Source organism: Streptomyces rishiriensis (genome assembly GCF_030815485.1).
Classification (GTDB): Bacteria; Actinomycetota; Actinomycetes; order Streptomycetales; family Streptomycetaceae; genus Streptomyces; species Streptomyces rishiriensis_A.
Window position 1 is genome coordinate 7664697 of sequence record NZ_JAUSWV010000002.1, and the last position, 18293, is coordinate 7682989.

Consider the following 18293-nt stretch of genomic DNA (forward strand, 5'->3'; position numbering starts at 1 on the left):
CGTCAGCGATACGCGACCCGGACCGGCGGTTCTGCGCGCGTAGACAGCTCGCTGCCCCGTGGAAGGAAGAACAGGGCGCAGAGGTGCAGCGGTTCCGGCTCCCGGTTCTCCGCCATGTGCACGCCCTGCGGCCCCACCGGTTCGACGATGCATCCGCCGGTGGGCGTCACGCACTCGGAGCCGTCCGCCAGGGTCCGGGTCAGGACGCCCGCCGTCACGACGGCGACGACCCGGCCCTCGTGGTAGTGCCAGGGCAGCGAGTGGCCCGGCGGGATCTCGTACTCGGCGACCACGACCCTGGTGTTCTCCGGTACGGCCAGGGCCAGCCGTTCGGTGAGCAGACCGTCGGCGAGCAGGGCCGGTACGGGTTCGGCGGTGGGCCGGGCTCCGACGGGCGACGGTCGGTTCACGCGGCGGTCGTCCGGGGCGGGCGGGGGCCGGGGATGCCGGGGCCGATCGGGCCCGCCGTGCGATCTGACGTGGCCGGGGTCATGTTCCGCTGGTCAGTGCGTTCCACGGCAGCGACACTAACCCACGTGCGTCACGCGGACCTGACCGGGTGTCATCGAGCGCCGTCGAGCGCACCGGTCATCTTCCGCCCCACCCGCCCCGCCCGGATCGCCCCGGCCGCACCCCACCGGCGTCCGGGCGGGATGTGAGATACACGGCCCGGGCGTGACTGATCCTCGCGGGCCGTCTTGGCGTCCTCCAGAGCGTGAACCGTAGGAGACATCGCGCGACGAGTGTTCGGGGGGAACCTTGAGCATCCTTCGTCCGGAGGTGGAGCGGGCCCGGCCCCGCGAACGCCGCGCCGAGGGCGGCCGAAGCGCCGAGCGTGCCGTGGGCGGGCCGGGTGCCGAGCGTGCCGTGGGCGGGCCGGGTGCCGAGCGTGCCGTGGACGGGCTGCGTTCCCCGGGCGCCGGGGACGGCGGCCTGCGTGCCGACGGTTCCGGGATCCGGCCGCGCGGTGGTGGTGCGCTCGCCCGCGCCGCCCGCTTCGTCGGCCGGACACTGCGGGGTGAGTGGTACGGCATCGTCGTCGATCCCCTGCGCCAGCTGCGCCGCCGCGGGCCCGCCGCGCTGCTGCTGGCGTTCGTGGCCTGCGCGGGCGTGATCTTCTTCCACGCCATCGCCCAGCACCCCACGGGGGAGACGGTGGTGCGCGTCCTTGGCGGGGTCCAGGGTGACCTGCCGCTGTGGCTCGCCCTGCTGCGCACCCCGGTCTCCCTGTACGTCCCGGCGCTCGATCTGCCGGTGTGGGCCGGCATCACCCAGCTGTTCCTCGCCTTCGCCCTGGCCGAACTCGCCCTCGGCCGCCGCAGGACGCTCCTCGTCGCCTACGCCGCCACCCTGGCCGGCACCCTCACCGTGCGGGTGATGATGGCGATGGGGCCGGGCTGGTGGGGTCTCGGACTGCCACCCGAGATCGGACAGGTGCTCGACACCGGCCCGTCCGCGGCCGTCGTCGGACTGTTCACCTATCTCTCGGTCGTCCGTCACGCGCCCATCGTGTTCACGCTCACCGGGGGTTCGATGGTGTTCGAGTCGATCGCCAAGCCCAATCTCGCCGGCCGCGAACACCTGATCGCGGTGGCCGCCGCCGTCGTCCTCGGACTGCTGCACGAGCGGGGGCGTTGCCGGCGAAAGGCCGCCACGAACACCCAGGACGCGGCGGCCGCCTGAGATCTTGCTATGAATTCGTGGTGCGGTTGAACGCTCCTGTGTCCGTCTGCGTATAGGGCCGGGGGATCTCATGCCCAAGGCCGCCGACGACGACGTGTAGGAGCACTCCTTGGTACAGAACAGGCGCAGACGCCAGACGGGCGGGCGACGCGCGACTTTCGCGGCGCTGGCGCTCATCATCGGCGGCGGTGGACTGATGGGGGTGAACGTCTATGCCTCGGCCACCGAGGACGGCTCCGACGGCAACTCCGCCCAGGGCGGCAACAGCGCCGTCACCATCGACTGCCCGGACGTCGGCGACAAGCTGACCACCGTTCCGGAGCAGGCCTCGGCCGAGGTCGACGGCGAACTGGCCCAGCTGGACGAGCAGATCGCCGCCGCCTACCGCCAACTCCAGGAGTCGGCGGAGTCGGTACGCCAGGACGCCGAATTCGCCGACAACGCGGTCATGAACCCGTTGAAGGAGAAGCGCGGCGCGACGATCCAGCGCATCGCGGAGGCCATCGACCGGGCCGGTGACCGCCCCGAGGGCCTGGAGGATCTCGCCGGCTGCACCCTGCGCGCCAACGACGACCAGGCCGACGAAGGCGCCGACGGCAACGGAGACGAGAACCAGAACGGCGATCAGGGAGGCGACGGCCAGAACGGCGACGGCGACCAGAACGGCGGCGAAGACCAGAACGGCGACGGTCAGCAGGGCAACGGCGGTCAGGCCGGGAACGGCCCCGTCGCCGCGGACTACGCCGACATCAACGCCGTCCAGCCGACGCAGCAGACCCCGGATCCCAGTTCCGGCCCCTCCCGCGGCACCTTCACCACCAGCTGCGGAGTGAACGCGAACGGCGTGTTCAACTCCGACAACGTCATCGTCGCGCCGGGTGTCACCAACGGCGCCCACCACTTCCACGACTACGTCGGCAACCAGTCCAACGACGCCTTCGCCTCCGACGACGACCTGGCGAACGCCGGCACGAGCTGTGTCGACCAGGGCGACAGGTCCACCTACTACTGGCCCGTGCTGCGCCTGCAGAACGGCAACCAGGAGAAGGACGCGAAGAGCCCCGGCGGTGGCATCGAGGGCAACGCGGGCGAGATCGTCACGCCCAAGGAAGTCACGCTGACCTTCGTCGGCAACCCGCGTGAGAAGGTCACCGCCATGCCCCGGCTGCTCCGGGTCATCACCGGTGACGCCAAGGCCTTCGTCAACGGCACGGCCAACGCCAACGCGTCCTGGAGCTGCACCGGCTTCGAGGACCGGCAGCTGAAGGACAAGTACCCGCTCTGCCCGGCCGGCAGCGACGTGGTGCGCAGCTTCCGATTCCAGAGCTGCTGGGACGGCAGCAACATCGACAGTGCCAACCACCGCACCCACGTGGCCTTCGCCGCCGCCGACGGCACCTGCCCGAACGGCTTCAAGGCCGTTCCGCAGCTGGTGCAGCGCATCGTGTACGACGTCGACGCGCCGAGCCTCCAGGACGGCGGCAAGACGACTCCGCTGTTCGCCGTGGACTCCTTCCCCGAGCAGCTGCACAAGCCGGTGACCGACCACGGCGACTTCATCAACGTCTTCGACGAGGACCTGATGGGCGAGATGGTCGACTGCATCAACGACGGCCGCACCTGCGGCGCCGGCAACGGCGGCGGTGACAACGGCGGCGGTGACAACGGCGGCGGCGACAACGGCGGTGCCGACAACGGTGGTGCCGGCAACGGTGGTGCCGGCAACGGCGGCGGTGACAACGGTGGTGCCGGCAACGGCGGCGGAAACGCCGGCAACGGTGGCGGCGAGGGCACGCAGGAGCCGTCGCAGGCCCCCGAGGCGCCCGCGGCCACCGAGCCCGCCGAAACCGAGCCCGACACGGGTGGCAACGGTGGCGGCGGCGCCACCGTCACCACCGACCCGCGCGTCTACACGAAGCCGTCGGCCAAGGCGGCCACCTCGGCGCCCGCCGCCGGCTCGGGCGGCGAGATCGGCTCTCCGGCGACCGCCGCACCCGAGACCGCCCCTGAGCAGTCGCAGTCTCCGGCCGGCACGGGCGCCGACACGACCACCCCGGGCGGCACCGAGCCCCAGGCGGTCCAGGGCGGTCTCGCCGAGACCGGCGCCAACCTCTGGCCCGCGGCCGCCGGAGGCCTGCTGGTGATCGCCGGCTTCGCCGTTCTGTTCCGCAACGCACGCCGTAAGTACTGAGATCCCGTACTGGGTTTCCGTGCCGAGATCCCCTTCCGAGATCCCGTTCCGGGGCTCAGTACGGAGATCGAGTCACTCCGCCGAGGGCCCGTCGGACCGCCGACGGGCCCTCGGTGCGACCGATGCGTTCCCGCGCCCCCGTACGGGTGCTCCCGCCCACGAGCCCCCGCCGCCGCGCCGGACCGCGCGGTATACGTCGTTCGAAGCGCGCGCGACGATGGGAGACCCATGGAGCACACGGCGTCCACACAGCACCCGCAGCAGCACACCCAGCGCACGACCTCCGGGGACTACTACGACCTCGGCACCCACGGCCGGTCCGTGACGACCTCGTCCGCCGAGGCCCAACTGTGGTTCGACCGCGGGCTGGTGTGGTCGTACGCCTTCCACCACGAGGAGGCGGTCGTCTGCTTCGAGGCCGCGGTCCGCGCCGATCCCGACTGCGCCATGGCCCACTGGGGCATCGCCTACGCGCTCGGCCCCAACTACAACAAACCGTGGGAGTTCTTCGACGACCAGGACCTCGCACGGACCGTCGCCCGTACGCACGAGGCCGTCGAACTCGCCCACGCCAAGGCCGGGGCCGCCACCCCCGTCGAACGGGCCCTGATCGGCGCGCTGCGCGCCCGCTGTCCCCAGAGCCGGCCCGCCGAGGACTGCTCGGTGTGGAACGAGCCCTACGCCGACGCCATGCGGGCCGTCCACGAACTGGCCCCCGACGACCTCGACGTCGCCGCCCTGTACGCCGACGCCCTGATGAACCTCACCCCCTGGCAGCTGTGGGACCTGCGCACGGGCCGGCCCGCCGAGGGCGCCCGCACACCGGAGGCGAAGGCGGTGCTCGACCGCGCGCTGGCCGACGAGGCCGCTGCCACGCATCCGGGCGTCCTGCACTTCTACATCCACCTCATGGAGATGTCGCCCACCCCCGAAGCCGCCCTCCAGGTCGCCGACCGGCTGCGCGGCCTGGTCCCCGACGCCGGTCACCTCCAGCACATGCCCTCGCACCTCGACGTGCTCTGCGGCGACTACCGGCGCGTCGTCACGGACAACACCGCCGCGATCGCCGCCGACGAGAAGTACCGGACGCGCTCCGGCGCGATGAACTTCTACACGCTGTACCGCTCGCACGACTACCACTTCAAGATCTACGGCGCGATGTTCCTGGGCCGGTACGGGACCGCGCTGGAGACCGCGGAACGCCTGGAAGCCTCCATCCCGGAGGAGCTGCTGCGCGTACAGAGCCCGCCCATGGCCGACTGGCTGGAGGCGTTCCGCACCATGCGGTTCCATGTGCTGATCCGCTTCGGCCGCTGGCAGGACGTCCTCGACGTGCCGCCGCCCGCCGACCCGGTCCTGCACAGCGTGACCACCGCGATGCGCCACTACGCCCGCGGTGTCGCGCTCTCCGCCACCGGCCGGATCGCCGAGGCCGAGGCCGAGCGCGCCCTGTTCCGCTCGGCGGCCGACCGGGTGCCCGAGACCCGGATGCTGTTCAACAACACCTGCCGGGACATCCTCGCGATCGCGTCCGCGATGCTCGACGGTGAACTGGAGTACCGCAAGGGCAACCACGACCTCGCCTTCGCCGCCCTGGAACGCTCCGTCGAACTGGACGACCGCCTTCCCTACGACGAGCCCTGGGGCTGGATGCAGCCCACCCGGCACGCGTACGGCGCCCTGCTGCTGGAGCAGGGGCGGATCGAGGAGGCCGAGGCGGTCTACCGCGCGGACCTCGGACTGGACGACACACTGCCCCGCCCGTCCCAGCATCCGGGCAACGTGTGGTCCCTGCACGGCTACCACGAGTGCCTGGTCCGGCTGGGCAAGGAGGCCGAGGCACGGATCGTCGCCCAGCAGCTGAAGTTCGCCACCGCCCTGGCCGACGTACCCGTCAGGGCGTCCTGCTTCTGCCGTCTCGACGCCGATACCGGTACAGACACCGACGCGGGCAGCGGCGGGGACGCCGGTAAGGGCACCGACACGGGCGCCGGCACCGGGACCTCGGTCACATCCGGGTGCTGCGCCATGGACAATTGATCGGGATCGTCGGCGCTGTCGACGCACAAGAGGGGGCCCGGAGCATGGCAGGCGCACGGTGAACGACACACGTGGGAAGAAATGGCCGCTGCCGCACATCGGCCCGGCGCAGTTGGACGCCGTCGCCCGTGCGCGGGGCTGGGCCCGGCTCGCCCTCGTGCTGGTCGCCGCGTGTGTCGCGGTGGTGGTGGCGGGGGCGGGGACCGGCGGCTGGCTGGTCCTGCTCATCGGGTTCGTCCTCCTCGCGCTGGCGGGGGCGGGCGTGTGGTGGATGCTGGCGCACCGTGGCGGTGCCCGGCTGCTCGGCGGGCTGGTGGCCGTCACCGCGCCGGTGGGCGTGGTGGTGCTGTACGCCCTGTCCGGCCTGTGGCCGGTGGCGGTCGGCGCGTTGGCGCTGTGGGCGGGGGCGCTGGCCTCGGCCCGGGCCTCGCTGCGCAGTGTGCGCCGTCCCAAGGGCATGCACGGCCGCAAGACCCTGCCGCCGCGCCGGCCGGTCCTGATCATGAACGTGCGCTCGGGCGGCGGCAAGGTCGTCAAGCACGGCCTCGTCGAGCGGGCCGAGGCACTCGGCGCCCGGGTGGTCGTGCTCGGCACCGACGACACCTACACCGATCCGGAGGCGGAGGCCCGGCAGGCCGTCGCCGAGGGCGCGGACCTGCTCGGCGTGGCGGGCGGCGACGGGACCCAGGCGCTGGTCGCGGCCGTCGCCGCCGAGCACGACGTGCCCTTCCTGGTGATCGCCGCCGGTACCCGCAACCACTTCGCCATGGACCTCGGCCTCGACCGCACCGACCCCAACCGCAGCCTCGACGCCCTCACCAACGGCGTAGAACTCCGCGTGGACCTCGGGGACGTCAGCGGGCGGGCGTTCGTCAACACCGTCTCCTTCGGGGCGTACGCGGAGATAGTGCAGAGCCCCGACTACCGCGACGCCAAGGCGGCCACCGCACTCGACCACCTGCCCGACCTGCTCCAGGGCGAGGCCGGCCCGACCCTGGACGTCCAGACGGACGACGCCCGTGTGCACGCGCCGCAGGCCCTCCTGGTCAGCAACAACGCCTACGCCCGCGCCGACCCGCTCGGCGGCGGACGCCGGCCCCGGCTGGACGCCGGGCTGCTCGGGGTGATCGGGGTCCGGGTGGAGGGCGCGGCCCAGGCCGCCGAACTCGCGCTGCTCGGCGAGCGCGCGGGCAGCATCACCTCGCTGACGTCCCGGCGCGTCGTCGTCGAGGCGGATCGTGAGCGCATCGCGGTGGCCGTCGACGGCGAGGCACTCGAACTGGCCACCCCCGTCGTGTGCACGGTACGGCCCGCCGCGCTGCGGGTCCGGGTGCCCCGGCACCGCCCTGGCGCGGCCTACGCGCCCCCCACGGTCGACTGGCGGCGCGTCGTCCGCCTCGCGCTCGGCCATTCCGACCCTCGCACGATCAAGGAGGCCTACGATGTCTGACCGTCAGCCGAAGCTCCCCACCTCGCACCTGGTCCGTGACCTCGCGACGATGGACCAGGCCCTGTACGAGACGGTCACCGTGACCAGGACGCCCACCCTGGACAGCGCGCTGCGCCGGTTGTCCGCGGCGGCCGACCACTCCAAGCTGTCGTTCGGCGTCGCCGCGGCGCTCGCCCTGTGCGGCCGCCGCCCGCGCCGCGCCGCCGTGCTCGGAGTCGCGGCGATCGGGGTGGCCTCGGCCACCGCCAACCTCCTCGGCAAGAAGCTCGTACGGCGGCCGCGGCCGCACCGCGCCGAGGACTCGCCGTTCCCGGGGCGGCACGTGCCGATGCCGCACTCGGCGTCCTTCCCCTCCGGGCACACCGCCTCGGCCGTCGCCTTCGCGGCCGCGGTCGGCCCGACCCTGCCGGTCTCCGCGGTCCCGCTGGGCCTGCTCGCCTGCGCGGTGGGCTACTCACGGGTCCACACCGGGGTGCATTACCCGGGCGACGTCGTGGCCGGAGCGCTGCTGGGCACGGGCTCGGCGGCGCTGGTCCTGGCGGTCACCGGCCGTAAGGGCGCCTGAGCGGGCCGAGAGGCGCCCAAACGGACCTACGGCCTGCCGCAGTGGAGGAAGAGGTGGGGTTCCGGCACCGCCTCCGGATGGTCGGGGGTGAACACCACGTTCTCCTCGGCCAGCACGGTCAGGCCGGCCCCGGTGACCACGTCGACGAGAGCCTCGGCGGCGAAGCTGGTCACCCGCACGGGCTGCCCCATGAACACGGCGTCGACACCCGACACGTCCAGCGGCACGGTGGCGAGAGCGAGACTGCCCCCCGTCCGCAGCGCCCGAGCCAGCCGCCCGATCACCTCGGACTGCTGCGCCCGTTCCAGCTGAAGCAGTGAGAAGTACACGCAGACGGCGTCCAATGAGCCGTCTTTCAGCGGGAGTTCGCGTACGTCGAGGCATCGGAACTCCGCCTCGGGCACCTGCCGGGCGGCCAGCTCCACCATGACGGGGGAGACGTCGACGCCCAGCACGTGGTGGCCCGCCCGGGCGAGCGTCTCGGCCGTCGGCCGCCCGGTCCCGCTGCCGACGTCGAGCACCCGAGCGCCCGGGGCGAGCCGCCCCAGCAGCCATTCCAGGGATCTGCGGTGCGCCTCCGAGTGGGCGAACGCCTTCTCGTACACGGGCCCCAACGCGTCGAACACCCGCGCCGCACGCTGCCCGCCGTCCTCGCCGTCCAAGCCGGATCCCTTCGTGGTGGTGGGTGTGACCCCGTGCGGTCATGGTGCACCGGCGGGGGTCTCACCCTCTCGGAAACGGCCGGAATCCTATTTTCCACTACCGTAAGTAACATGATCCAATCCTCTTGACGCGGGCCCTACTGGTGAGTAGCTGAGGCCCCCGGGTAACCGTCGCTTCGTTCGGAGGACCCCATGCCCTCGCTTGAGGACGCCCTGCAAGAGTCCCGCACCGCCTATGAGGAGCACGTGCGCACCTGCCGCCAGTGTCACTTCGACATGTCGCCGTGTGCCGTCTCGAAACACCTCCTGCGCGCCTACAACAACGCCAGGCGGGCCCAGGCGCGCCCGAACTCCGCGATGCGCTGAGGGCGGCGGCTCACTTCCGCGACCTCGGCACCGTCACCGTCAGTCCCCTGATCTCGTAGCCGCCGATCTCGTCCTTGAACGACACGCGCGGCCTGCCGGTCATCCGGAGGCCGTCCAGCGCGAAGAGCCGGCTGAGCAGGACGTCCGCCTCCAGGACGGCGACAGCGGCGCCCGGACAGCGGTGGGCGCCGTCGCCGAAGGCGAGCCCCGCCGGGCCGGGCCCCAGGTCCCGCGACCGGCCGGGCCGCAGCAGGTCCGGGTCGCCGCCGACGGCGTCCGGGTCCGCGTTGGCCTCGTCGACGAAGACGGTGAGCAGCTCGCCGGCGCCGATCGACGCCTCACCGACCCGCATCGGCGCGGTGGCCCGGCGGGACAGGCGGCCCACGGCGGGCTCGAGCCGCAGGATCTCCCGGAGCAGGTCAAGCCGCTCCGGCTCCGCGGCCGCGCGGTATCGGCCGAGCAGCTCCGGGTCGTCGAACAGATGCCAGGCGGCGACGTAGATGAACTCACGGGTGGTGACCATGCCCGCCGCCGCGTACGTCAGGCACTCGCCGAGGATCTCCGCGCCCGAGCATCCCTCGGCCAGCAGATGGGAGATCAGGTCGTCCCGCGGCGGCTCCTGCCGCCGGTGTGCGCGGATCGCCGGGCGGACGTCGGCGAGATGGATGCGCAACCAGTTCGTGTTCTGGCGCAGCAGCCAGTGGAGACCCCGAAGGCTGGTCCACCCCGGTTGCCCGAACTCCTCGGGGAAGAAGCGTTCCAGCCGGGCCTTCAGACCGGGGCGGCTGTGGGTGAGCCCGAGAATGTCCCTCACCACCTCGATCGCCATGGTGAAGCTCAGGTCGGACAGCTGCGCCGTACCGGCGGCCCGGACCGCCGCCGTCTGCTCCTCGGCGACCCGCGTCATCAGCTCGCGGTAGTGCTCGTCCACGCGCCGTGGCGTGAAGAACCGGGCGGTCTGCCGCCGCTGTTCACGGTGTCCGGGACCGTCCTGGTAGAGCACCGGACGGCGGACGCGCGCCGGCAGCTTCTCCACGGTCTCGACGCCGAGTCCGGCCTGCACGGTCTCCGTGGCGCGCAGCACCTCACGGGCGGCCGCGTACCCACGGACCTCCCATGTCCCGTCCGCGCCCCGGCGCACCGGGCAGCCCGGCCGGCCGTGCCCCCGCTCGACCTTCCGCACACTCTCCCGCGCGTCGCCCATCGCGCCCCCCGTTCGTCCCGCCGGACGCCAGTGTCGCCTCGGCGGCCGCCCCCGCGATGCCCCATTACCGGCCACACCCGCACCGGCCGGCGCCACGTCTCCCGCCGCGCGGGGCGCGCCGGAGCTCAGGCGGGCCGGACGGCGCCGCGCAGGGCGCCCTCCCCGAACGGCAGGATCGCCTCCTCGCGGATGTACGTGCCGGGGCCCGGAGCGTGGATCATCATGCCGTTGCCCGTGCACAGGCCGGTGTGGCTGAGGTCGTCGAAGAAGAAGACGAGGTCGCCGGGGCGGAGTTCGGCCAGGCTGATCCTGGTGAAGGCCTTCGCCTGGTCGATGGCGGAGCGCGGCAGGGTCACCCCGGCGGTCCGCCACGCGGCCTGCGTCAGGCTGGAACAGTCGTAGGACTCCGGTCCTGTCGCTCCCCACACGCACGGTCGGCCGATCTGTGCCCGGGCGAAGGCGAGCGCCTTGTCCGCCTTCCCCAGGTAGGCCGTCCCGGTGGCGCTGACCGTGAGGTCGGCGGGGGCGACGACCGGGGGAGCGGCCGGGGGAAGCGGGGCGGCGGGGGCCGCGAGGCCGGGCGAGGCCGGGTGGCCTGCACCGGCGGTCAGCATGTCCGCCGCGGAGTCCTGGTAGCCCGGCAGCGGCGCGGAAGGCGTGAGACCGGTCGCCGCGAAGCCGGACGCCGTCACGGTGAGCGGGAGTTCGGACGTCGTGTAGGCCGACGGCGCTGTGGCGAACCCGAGTTCCGGTGCCGGATAGCCGGGCACGGGGGCGACCGGGGCCGCGACGTCGGGAGTCGTGTAGCCGGACTCAGGGATCGGCAGGCCGAGTTCGGGTATCGGGTAGCCGGACGGCGGTGTGGTGTAACCGAGTTCCGGAGCCAGGTACTCCGGAGCGGGAGCGGAGAAGGCGGTGTCGGATGTCATGAAGCCCGACACCGGTGCGGCGAAGTTGGGTTCACCGGTCGGGAGAAGCCCGTCCGCGCCGGTCGGTGACACCGTGCCGGGAGCGGCGACCTGCGACCGTCCCGCCCACGCGGCGGAGATCTCGGCGCGGAACGCCTGCTGTTCCGCGGTGTCCCAGGGCTGTTGGAGGGGAAGCGACTCGGCCGGCTGCGTCCCGATCGTCGGCAGGACGGCCGTGGGCTGGGCGGACGGGGACAGGGAGGGTGTGGACAGGGAGGGTGCGGGCGAGGAGGGGGCCGGGAGGGCCGGCGCGGGCAAGGACGGCATGGGCTGGGCGAGAGCCCGCGCCAGTACGTCCCGGGCCGTGCTGAGCTTCCGCCCGATCTGCTCCTTGGTGTTCTTGAGAGAAGACTGCCGGTCCGTGGGGGCGGCGGCGGGGGTCCCGGCCCGGGCGGGCACGGGGGCCGGGGCCTGGGCGGGGACGGCGGGCAGCAGGGCCCTGGACTCCTGCCGGCGCGGCTCGGGTGCGGCGGGGAGGGCGGCGACGGCGCGCGCGGTCAGTTCAGGGACGCGTCGGGTCGCCGCTTCCGGCTCCCGTACGACGGAACGGTCGGTGGGGCGCTCCGGGGCACTCGCCGGGCGTGCCGTCGGGGCCGGACGGGCCGGGCGGCGGTCGGCCGGGAGTACGGCGGGCGTCACCGGCCCGACCCTGCCGCGTGCCACGTCGAACCACTGCTTGGCCACCGCTTCGAGCGACGGGTCGGTGGATCCGCGCCCGCTGTTGGCGACGGAGGTGACCCTCCCGCGGGACCGGCTCGACTGGGCGCGCGTGATGTTGTAGGCGCCGGTGTCGCTCTCGGCCCGGTCGTAGAGGGAGCTGACCCGCTGCTGGACCTCCGCTTTGCTCGGCTCATCGGTGCTGCTGCCCGGGGAGCGCGGGCTGCGATCCGTCGCCATGGAAGACGTTCTCCTTCCGTCCTCCGCCTGCCGTTCGGCGGCGGAATCCGGGCGACCCTTGTTGCCAGGTGCCCCCCAAGCCCCCTGCCCTGACGGGCAGTCGTACGGCCTGGGCGTCAACTTAGCCAACTTGTGTGGCTGGCGTGAAGATTGAAGCGCCAAATGTCCGATACGTATTCGTGACCTTCGTCTCTCATGGCCGCCACCAGGTTTGCCCGCTGCACGGACCGTCGCGGACCGGTCACGGACCCGGACCGGTCACGAACGGTGGTTGGTCGCCCCGGTCTGCGGGTGCCCGGCGCGGCCGGCGTCGTCCTGGGCCAGCAGTGACAGGAGAGCCGCCACGCTCAGTCCCGCCTCGGCGGGGTGGCGCAGCACCTTGCCGGGCTCGACCCGGTAGGTGTTGCCTCGCCCTTCCCGCCTGTGGGACAGGTAGCCGTCCTGCTCCAGGTCCGCGATGATCTTCTGGACCGCCCGTTCGGTGAGCCGGCAGTGCGCGGCGAGGTCCCGGATGCGGGCGCTGCGGTTGTCGGCGATGGCAGCCAACACGCGGGCGTGGTTGGTGAGGAACGTCCAACCGTTGTGTGACTCGGGCACTCCGTCCATGGGCTGATTGTACGGCTTAGAATTCACGTACTCAAAGGCCGGAACTTTATTTCGTGTATCTGTTGACGTGTGACGGAGGGCGGGGTGAATCTGGAGGTGGTGACCAGCGGACCGACCGGGGAGGCGGTCATGGCGGAATCGGCTTGTGGTGCGAACGCCGGAGGCGGCAAGGCCCGCTCCGGCGCGGAGGAGAACGGCGCGATCCCCGTTCTCCCGGGCCCCGCGCCCCGGATTGATGTCCGCCCCGACGGCGACCGTGTCGTCGTGGAGGTGCGGGGCGAACTCGACCTCGACTCTGCCGAGGAGCTGGCACAGACCCTGCGTGCGGCGCTCGGTGCCGCGGTGGGCGGCGTCGACCTCGAGCTCGGCGATGTCGCGTTCTGCGACTGCTCCGCGCTGAACGTGCTGCTCGACCTGCACGAGCGGAGCCTGGAACAGGGAAAGACGGTCGTCCTGCGCACGGTCGGTCCCGCGGTCGAACGGCTGCTGACCCTCACCGGCACCCGGGCGCTGTTCGACGACACCCGCCCCCACGCCGTCGGCCGAGACGGGGCCGGCGGCGGCGAGGCCGGCCGTGACGCCGCGCTGATCGAAGCCCTGGACGGCAGCGCTTCGCAGGACAGCGCCCTGGAAGAGCTGCGCATCGAGGTCGTCCAGCTAAGGCGCGCGATGCAGACCCGCCCGGTGATCGACCTGGCCCGCGGCATCCTCATGGCGTCCTTCGGGCTCGGTGTCGAGGAGGCCTGGCGGGTTCTGGTCCTCGCCTCCCAGAACACCAACACCAAGCTGTACCACCTAGCCCGTGACCTGGTCACCGCCGTACTGGGCGAACCGCCCGCGGAGGACGTGCAGGAGCAGGTGGCCGCGGCGGTGGCCAAGGTGAGGGCGGAGGCGGCCCCGACCTGACCGGAGCGACGGGTCGGGCCGACGACCCGATTCCGCTTCCCGGGCCCCGGTCGGGTAGAACTGGCCGACATGCGCGTTGACTACGATCCCGGGTCCCTGGGCGCGGGAGCCTTCTACCGGCTCCTCACCGCCGTCGTCGTACCCCGGCCGATCGCCTGGGTGTCGACCCTGGCGGCGGACGGCACCACGGCCAACCTCGCCCCGCACTCCTTCTTCACGGTCGCCTGTACCGACCCGCCGATCGTCCAGTTCACCTCCGTCGGGCGCAAGGACTCGCTGCGCAATGTCGAGGCCACCGGCGAGTTCGTGGTCAACTTCGCGTCCGAGCCGCTCTTCGACCAGATCAACGCCACCGGCACCGACTTCCCCGCGCACGAGGGCGAGTTCGACGCGGTGGGTATCGAGCGGGAGCCCTCGCTGCGGGTGAAGCCGCCCCGCGTGGCCGCCTCCCCGGTGGCTCTGGAATGCCGGCTGCATTCCACACTCGGCGTCGGCAACTCCACGCTCGTCCTCGGCGAGGTCGTGCACGCCGCCGTGCGCGAGGACGTCGTCGTCGACGGACACCCCGACATCCGGCTCCTGCGGCCCCTGGCCCGGCTGGGCCGCAACGAGTGGGGCACCGTCGGCGAGATCCACGACCGGGCCCGTATCGCCTACCGCGACTGGCCGCCCTCCTGACCCCCTCCGCTCCTATGATCGAAGCATGACCAGACCCAGCACGAGATCCGGGACGAACGCCGTGACACGGGCCGTGGGCGAGGGGGCCGCCGCCGAAGGCTCCTGGCGTTCGCTGTGGTCGAAGAACTCGGCGCTGTCGATCGGCTCCGTCGACTCTTTCCTCTCCATCGGCTCCGTGGGCAGTTCCCTCTCCGTCGCCTCGGTCGGGAGCTTCCTGTCCGTGGGGTCGGTGGGCTCCGCCGTGTCCTTCGTCTCCGCGGGCTCCTGGCTGAGCGCGCGCTCGGTGCTGTCCGCCCACTCGACCGGCTCGGTGCTGTCCTGGCGTTCCCGCGGCGGTCTGTGCGCCGTCGGCACGGCGGCGGCCACGGTCGCCGCGACGGCCCTGCTGCACAGGTGGGCGTCCGGCCGAGGCCGTGCCGACGCGTGACGGAGCCGTTCCTCACCGCCCTCGGGGCCGGTCGGCGAGCCGGTGGGGTCAGCCGGTCGGGAGCAGTTCGTCCCGCGCTCCGCGCCACTCGCGCGGGGAGCGTCCGTAGGCCGCGCGGAAGACCCGGCTGAAGTGGGCCGGGTCGGCGAAACCCCAGCGCTGGGCGATCGCCGACACCGTGGGCGCCGGCGCGTCGGACCGGTGCAGTTCCTGGGCGCACCGCTCCAACCGGCGCCGCTGGACCAGCCGGGCGACCGTGATGCCCTCGCCCTCGAACAGCCGGTGCAGATAGCGCACGGAGATGTGGTGCGCGGCCGCGACGGTCTGCGGGGAGAGACCCGGATCGCCGAGGTTGCGGTCGATGTGGTCGCGGATCCGCAGGACGAGATGGTCCGCGGGGTCAGCGTCCTGCGTCGCGTCGTCCGGGTCCCGGGACTCGACCAGGGTGGCGACGAGGTCCACGACACCCGTGGCCAGTCTCGTGGCCACGGCCGGGGCGCAGGGCGGCACCGAGGCGGTGAGCGAGGTCAGGAAGTTCACCAGCAGGGCGCCGAAGCCCGCCGTTCCGCTGATCGCGATCCCGGCCGACCGGCGCAGGTGCTCCTCCGGCAGGCCGAGCGCCCGCCGCGGCAGGTGGACGACGTGTGTGGCGAAGCGCCCCGGGAAGTCCAGGGAGTACGGCCGTCCCGTGTCGTAGACCATGAGGTCTCCCTCGCCCACGAAGGCCCGGCGGCCGTCCTGGACCAGGGTCGCCGTGCCTGCCGTCTGGACGCCGATCGCCACGCACGCGACGGCCGGGGCCGGGGCCGCGACGGCGAGGTGCGCCCGTGTGCGGCTCAGGCGCTGCGCGTCGGCCTCGATCGTGGCGATGCGCAGGCAGCCCAGCCGCTCGGTGGAGACCCGGCCCTCGAGCGGGCCGTCGTGCCGTGCGGTGACGGCCATCGGCACCAGCGCTCTGCCCACCGCGTCCCGCCAGTACGCGAGCCGCTCCCCGTCGGGAACCGAAGCAGTCGTCAGCACCAGGGCCACCTGGCTCTCCTCTCCGTCTGGGCGAAACCGGCGGGGCGCGGGCGGACGGCCCCGTTCTTCCCGCCGCCCTCAGCCAACCAGCGCCCCATGACCGGCTCCAGGCAGGAAGCAGGCAGAAACGCGGACGGCCCCGGAACGTCCGGCCGCTGTGCGCCGAGAGAACAGCGCGGTGCGCTCCGGGACAAGACGAGGGGGAGTCCGGCGGAGCAGGATGGGCGGCACGGCGTGGGCCTCGCCGTCGACGGCGCGCGCCGCCGTCGCCCCGTCCCCGTGTCGCGGCGGACCGGGGACGGAGGCGCGGGTCAGGGTGCGTCGAGACGGGCGAGGAGGTCGCGCGCCTCCGCCACGGCGCGTGGGTCGGCATGGACACCGAGCGAGAGACAGTGCGCGAAGGCCGCGCGGGCGCGCGCCGGACGTCCGGCGGACAGCAGCGCGTTGCCGAGATGGACGAGCTGACGGCTCTCCAGCGCGGTGTTGCCGCTGGCCCGGCAGATCGTGACGGCGGTGGTCAGGTGGTCCACCGCCTCCGTCCAGCGCTCCAGCACGCCGAAGCTGCGGCCCAGGCCCGCGTGCAGCCCGATCCGGGTGATGTCGGCGATGTGCGGTTCCAGCCGGTCGCTGACCTGCTCCAGGTGGGCGAGCGTGTCCCGGTAGAACGCGTGCGCCTCCTCGGTCAGGCCCTGTTTCGCCAGGACGATGGCCCGCCCGTGCCGGGCCTGCAGGCCGCCGTGCAGGTCACCGACGGTTTCGAACAGGCGGGCGGCGCGCTGCATGTGGTCGGCGGCGGGACCGAGGTCGGTGAGCTGCTGGAGTGCCCAGCCCTGATACATGTGGGCCCAGCCCTGCTGGCCCGCGTCGCCCGCCCGTTCCGCGGCGGCGAGGGCCTCGGCGGAGCGCAGCAGACTGTCCCGGTGGCGTCGCTCGCACACGAGGAGCGCCCAGGCGTGGTAGTTGAGCTGAGTGGCTTCCAGCGCCGGATCGCCCAGCGCCTGCGCGCAGCGGACGGCCGTACCGAAGACCTCGGGCCAGTGCCCCCAGAAGATCCACTGGTCGGAGAACCAGTGCAGGGCCTCGGCCACCTCCACCACGGTCGCGTGCTCTCCGGCGGCCTCGGCCGCGCGCAGTGCGGCCAGCCAGTTGTCGCCCTCCGCCTGGAGCCAGGCGCGGGCCAGCCCCGCGGTCGACAGGTCCACCGTTCCCCGCCAGGTGGACGGCGGAGCTCCGTGGCCCGGCTCGAACCAGCGGCCGGCGACGACCGCGGTCTCCAGCAGCCAGCGGAAGAGATCCGTGCGGCTCCGGTCCACGTCCCGCGCGCTCTCCTCGGCCTCGAGACGGGTGCGGGCGTACAAGCGCAGCAGGTCGTGCAGGCGGTAGCGGTCGCCGTCCGTCCCCAGCAGCCCGGTCTCGACCAGCTCCTCCAGGGTGTCCTCGGCGTCGAACACCGGCCGGCCCGTGAGCCGGGCGGCACCGGGCGCCGCCGTGTCCTGGCCGGGGATCAGGGCCAGACGCCGGAACAGCCGGGCGGCCGCGGGAGTCAGCTGGCGGTAGGACAGGTCGAAGGCGGCGGCCACCCGTACGTCCCCGGCCGCCAGCACGTCCAGCCGCCGCTCCTCGACGGCGAGGCGGTCCGCGAGCCGGCGAACGCTCCAACCGGTGCGGGTGGCAAGCCAGTTGCCCGCCACTCGCAGGGCGAGCGGCAGGTGTCCACAGCGCTCGGCGACCGCACGGAGGGCGGCCGGATCGGCAGCGGCCCGATCGGCTCCGACGAGGGAGGCCAGAAGCTCGGCGGCGGCCGTGGGGTCCAGTTCACCGAGCGGCAGCCGGTGCACACTGTCCAGCCCGGTCAGCATGCGACGGCTCGTCACCACCACCATGCCCGCCCCGGCCGCGGGAAGCAGCGGGCGCACCTGCCCCTCGTCACGCGCGTCGTCCAGGACCAGCAGACAGCGCCGCTCCGCCAACAGCTGCCGATACAGCTCCGGATGGCCCTGCGGCCCGGCCTGGGCCAGGTCCCGGTCGGCCACCTGAAGGGCCTTCAGCACACGCAGCATCAGTTCGGCGGGACCGGGCGGGTCGTCGTCCGTGCCCCGCAGGTCCAGGACCAGCTGCCCGTGCGGAAACCGGTCGGCGAGACCGCGGGCCGCGTGCAGCGCCAGCGTCGTCTTGCCCGTGCCCGGCGGCCCGGACACCGCCACCACCACCGGCTGGGCGGCGGTTTCGTGCCCCGCGAGCGCCGCCAGCCGGGCCAGCTCCTCCTCCCGGCCCACGAAGTCGTCGACGCCGCGCGGGAACGCCCGCACGCCCACCGGCCGGTAGCCTCCGTCGCGCCCGGCCCGCGCGGCCGTGAGCAGCCGCTCCCGCGACGCGTCGGCCAGACCCAGACCGTCCGCGAGCGCGGCGACCGTCCGCCGCTGCGGAGCCGCCCGCCGCCCGCGCTCCAGGTCCCCGATGCCCCGCACGCTCACGCCCGACGCCTCCGCCAGGCCCTCGATGGTCTGCGACGCGGCCAGCCGAAACTCCCGCAGCAGCGCCCCGAACGCCGCCTGCTCCCCGCTCAACGCCACCCCTTCGCACCGACATGCCCCCGTCGTCGCCCCCGGGCATGATCATCGGAAATTCTA

Annotated in this window: 16 protein-coding genes; 9 read left to right on the forward strand and 7 right to left on the reverse strand. The window is 73.2% G+C overall.

Translation table 11 applies throughout. The features are described 5' to 3' along the window. Positions 1 to 2: 2 nt before the first annotated feature. Positions 3 to 410 carry a cupin domain-containing protein gene (locus QF030_RS36430; RefSeq protein ID WP_307166826.1) on the reverse strand — a complete coding sequence of 136 codons (408 nt, stop codon included), beginning with the start codon at positions 408 to 410 and terminating at the stop codon, positions 3 to 5. A gap of 349 nt (positions 411 to 759) precedes the next feature. On the opposite strand from QF030_RS36430, the gene QF030_RS36435 reads away from it, so the two are divergent. The 5 genes from QF030_RS36435 to QF030_RS36455 all read left to right on the forward strand — a co-directional run bounded on the left by QF030_RS36435 (position 760) and on the right by QF030_RS36455 (position 7929). Then, entirely contained in the window at positions 760 to 1683 is a 924-nt protein-coding gene (locus QF030_RS36435) for a hypothetical protein (RefSeq protein ID WP_307166827.1), read from the forward strand. A 196-nt stretch (positions 1684 to 1879) separates the two neighbouring features. Next, the gene (locus QF030_RS36440) at positions 1880 to 3874 is read left to right on the forward strand and encodes a DUF1996 domain-containing protein (protein WP_307167817.1); all 1995 of its coding nucleotides are present in this window, start codon (positions 1880 to 1882) and stop codon (positions 3872 to 3874) included. Positions 3875 to 4102: 228 nt separating this feature from the next. Continuing rightward, positions 4103 to 5914: a tetratricopeptide repeat protein gene (locus tag QF030_RS36445; RefSeq protein WP_307166828.1), complete on the forward strand. Its 1812-nt coding sequence runs from the start codon at positions 4103 to 4105 to the stop codon at positions 5912 to 5914. Between the two features lie 97 nt (positions 5915 to 6011). Further along, positions 6012 to 7364 (forward strand): diacylglycerol/lipid kinase family protein, encoded by a 1353-nt coding sequence (locus QF030_RS36450; protein WP_373428940.1) that lies wholly within the window; start codon positions 6012 to 6014, stop codon positions 7362 to 7364. Continuing rightward, positions 7357 to 7929: a phosphatase PAP2 family protein gene (locus tag QF030_RS36455; RefSeq protein WP_307166829.1), complete on the forward strand. Its 573-nt coding sequence runs from the start codon at positions 7357 to 7359 to the stop codon at positions 7927 to 7929. The genes QF030_RS36450 and QF030_RS36455 overlap by 8 nt, the downstream gene beginning before the upstream one ends. 26 nt (positions 7930 to 7955) lie before the next feature. On the opposite strand, the gene QF030_RS36460 is transcribed toward QF030_RS36455, so the two are convergent. Then, positions 7956 to 8591, reverse strand: a complete 636-nt coding sequence (locus tag QF030_RS36460; protein ID WP_307166830.1) for a class I SAM-dependent methyltransferase — start codon at positions 8589 to 8591, stop codon at positions 7956 to 7958. Positions 8592 to 8783: 192 nt separating this feature from the next. Between QF030_RS36460 and QF030_RS36465 the strand changes: the two genes are divergently transcribed. Continuing rightward, positions 8784 to 8957 carry a hypothetical protein gene (locus tag QF030_RS36465; protein WP_171401266.1) on the forward strand — a complete coding sequence of 58 codons (174 nt, stop codon included), beginning with the start codon at positions 8784 to 8786 and terminating at the stop codon, positions 8955 to 8957. Positions 8958 to 8967: 10 nt separating this feature from the next. Here the strand turns inward: QF030_RS36465 and QF030_RS36470 are convergent, their stop codons facing one another. From QF030_RS36470 to QF030_RS36480, 3 genes are all read right to left on the reverse strand, one after another. Next, the gene (locus tag QF030_RS36470; RefSeq protein ID WP_307166831.1) at positions 8968 to 10161 is read right to left on the reverse strand and encodes a cytochrome P450; all 1194 of its coding nucleotides are present in this window, start codon (positions 10159 to 10161) and stop codon (positions 8968 to 8970) included. Positions 10162 to 10286: 125 nt separating this feature from the next. After that, entirely contained in the window at positions 10287 to 12026 is a 1740-nt protein-coding gene (locus tag QF030_RS36475; RefSeq protein WP_307166832.1) for a C40 family peptidase, read from the reverse strand. A 258-nt stretch (positions 12027 to 12284) separates the two neighbouring features. Next, on the reverse strand, positions 12285 to 12632 hold the full coding sequence (locus tag QF030_RS36480) for a helix-turn-helix transcriptional regulator (protein WP_307166833.1): 348 nt from the start codon (positions 12630 to 12632) through the stop codon (positions 12285 to 12287). 84 nt (positions 12633 to 12716) lie between these two features. On the opposite strand from QF030_RS36480, the gene QF030_RS36485 reads away from it, so the two are divergent. From QF030_RS36485 to QF030_RS36495, 3 genes are all read left to right on the forward strand, one after another. Beyond that, the gene (locus QF030_RS36485; RefSeq protein WP_307166834.1) at positions 12717 to 13538 is read left to right on the forward strand and encodes an anti-sigma factor antagonist; all 822 of its coding nucleotides are present in this window, start codon (positions 12717 to 12719) and stop codon (positions 13536 to 13538) included. A gap of 69 nt (positions 13539 to 13607) precedes the next feature. Continuing rightward, on the forward strand, positions 13608 to 14216 hold the full coding sequence (locus QF030_RS36490; RefSeq protein ID WP_307166835.1) for a flavin reductase family protein: 609 nt from the start codon (positions 13608 to 13610) through the stop codon (positions 14214 to 14216). Positions 14217 to 14241: 25 nt separating this feature from the next. After that, positions 14242 to 14643, forward strand: a complete 402-nt coding sequence (locus tag QF030_RS36495; RefSeq protein ID WP_307166836.1) for a hypothetical protein — start codon at positions 14242 to 14244, stop codon at positions 14641 to 14643. Between the two features lie 48 nt (positions 14644 to 14691). Here the strand turns inward: QF030_RS36495 and QF030_RS36500 are convergent, their stop codons facing one another. Both QF030_RS36500 and QF030_RS36505 read right to left on the reverse strand, forming a co-directional pair. Then, complete coding sequence (locus QF030_RS36500; RefSeq protein ID WP_307166837.1) at positions 14692 to 15672, reverse strand: AraC-like ligand-binding domain-containing protein; 981 nt, start codon at positions 15670 to 15672, stop codon at positions 14692 to 14694. Between the two features lie 302 nt (positions 15673 to 15974). Continuing rightward, positions 15975 to 18230 (reverse strand): ATP-binding protein, encoded by a 2256-nt coding sequence (locus tag QF030_RS36505; protein ID WP_307166838.1) that lies wholly within the window; start codon positions 18228 to 18230, stop codon positions 15975 to 15977. Between the last annotated feature and the right edge of the window lie 63 nt (positions 18231 to 18293).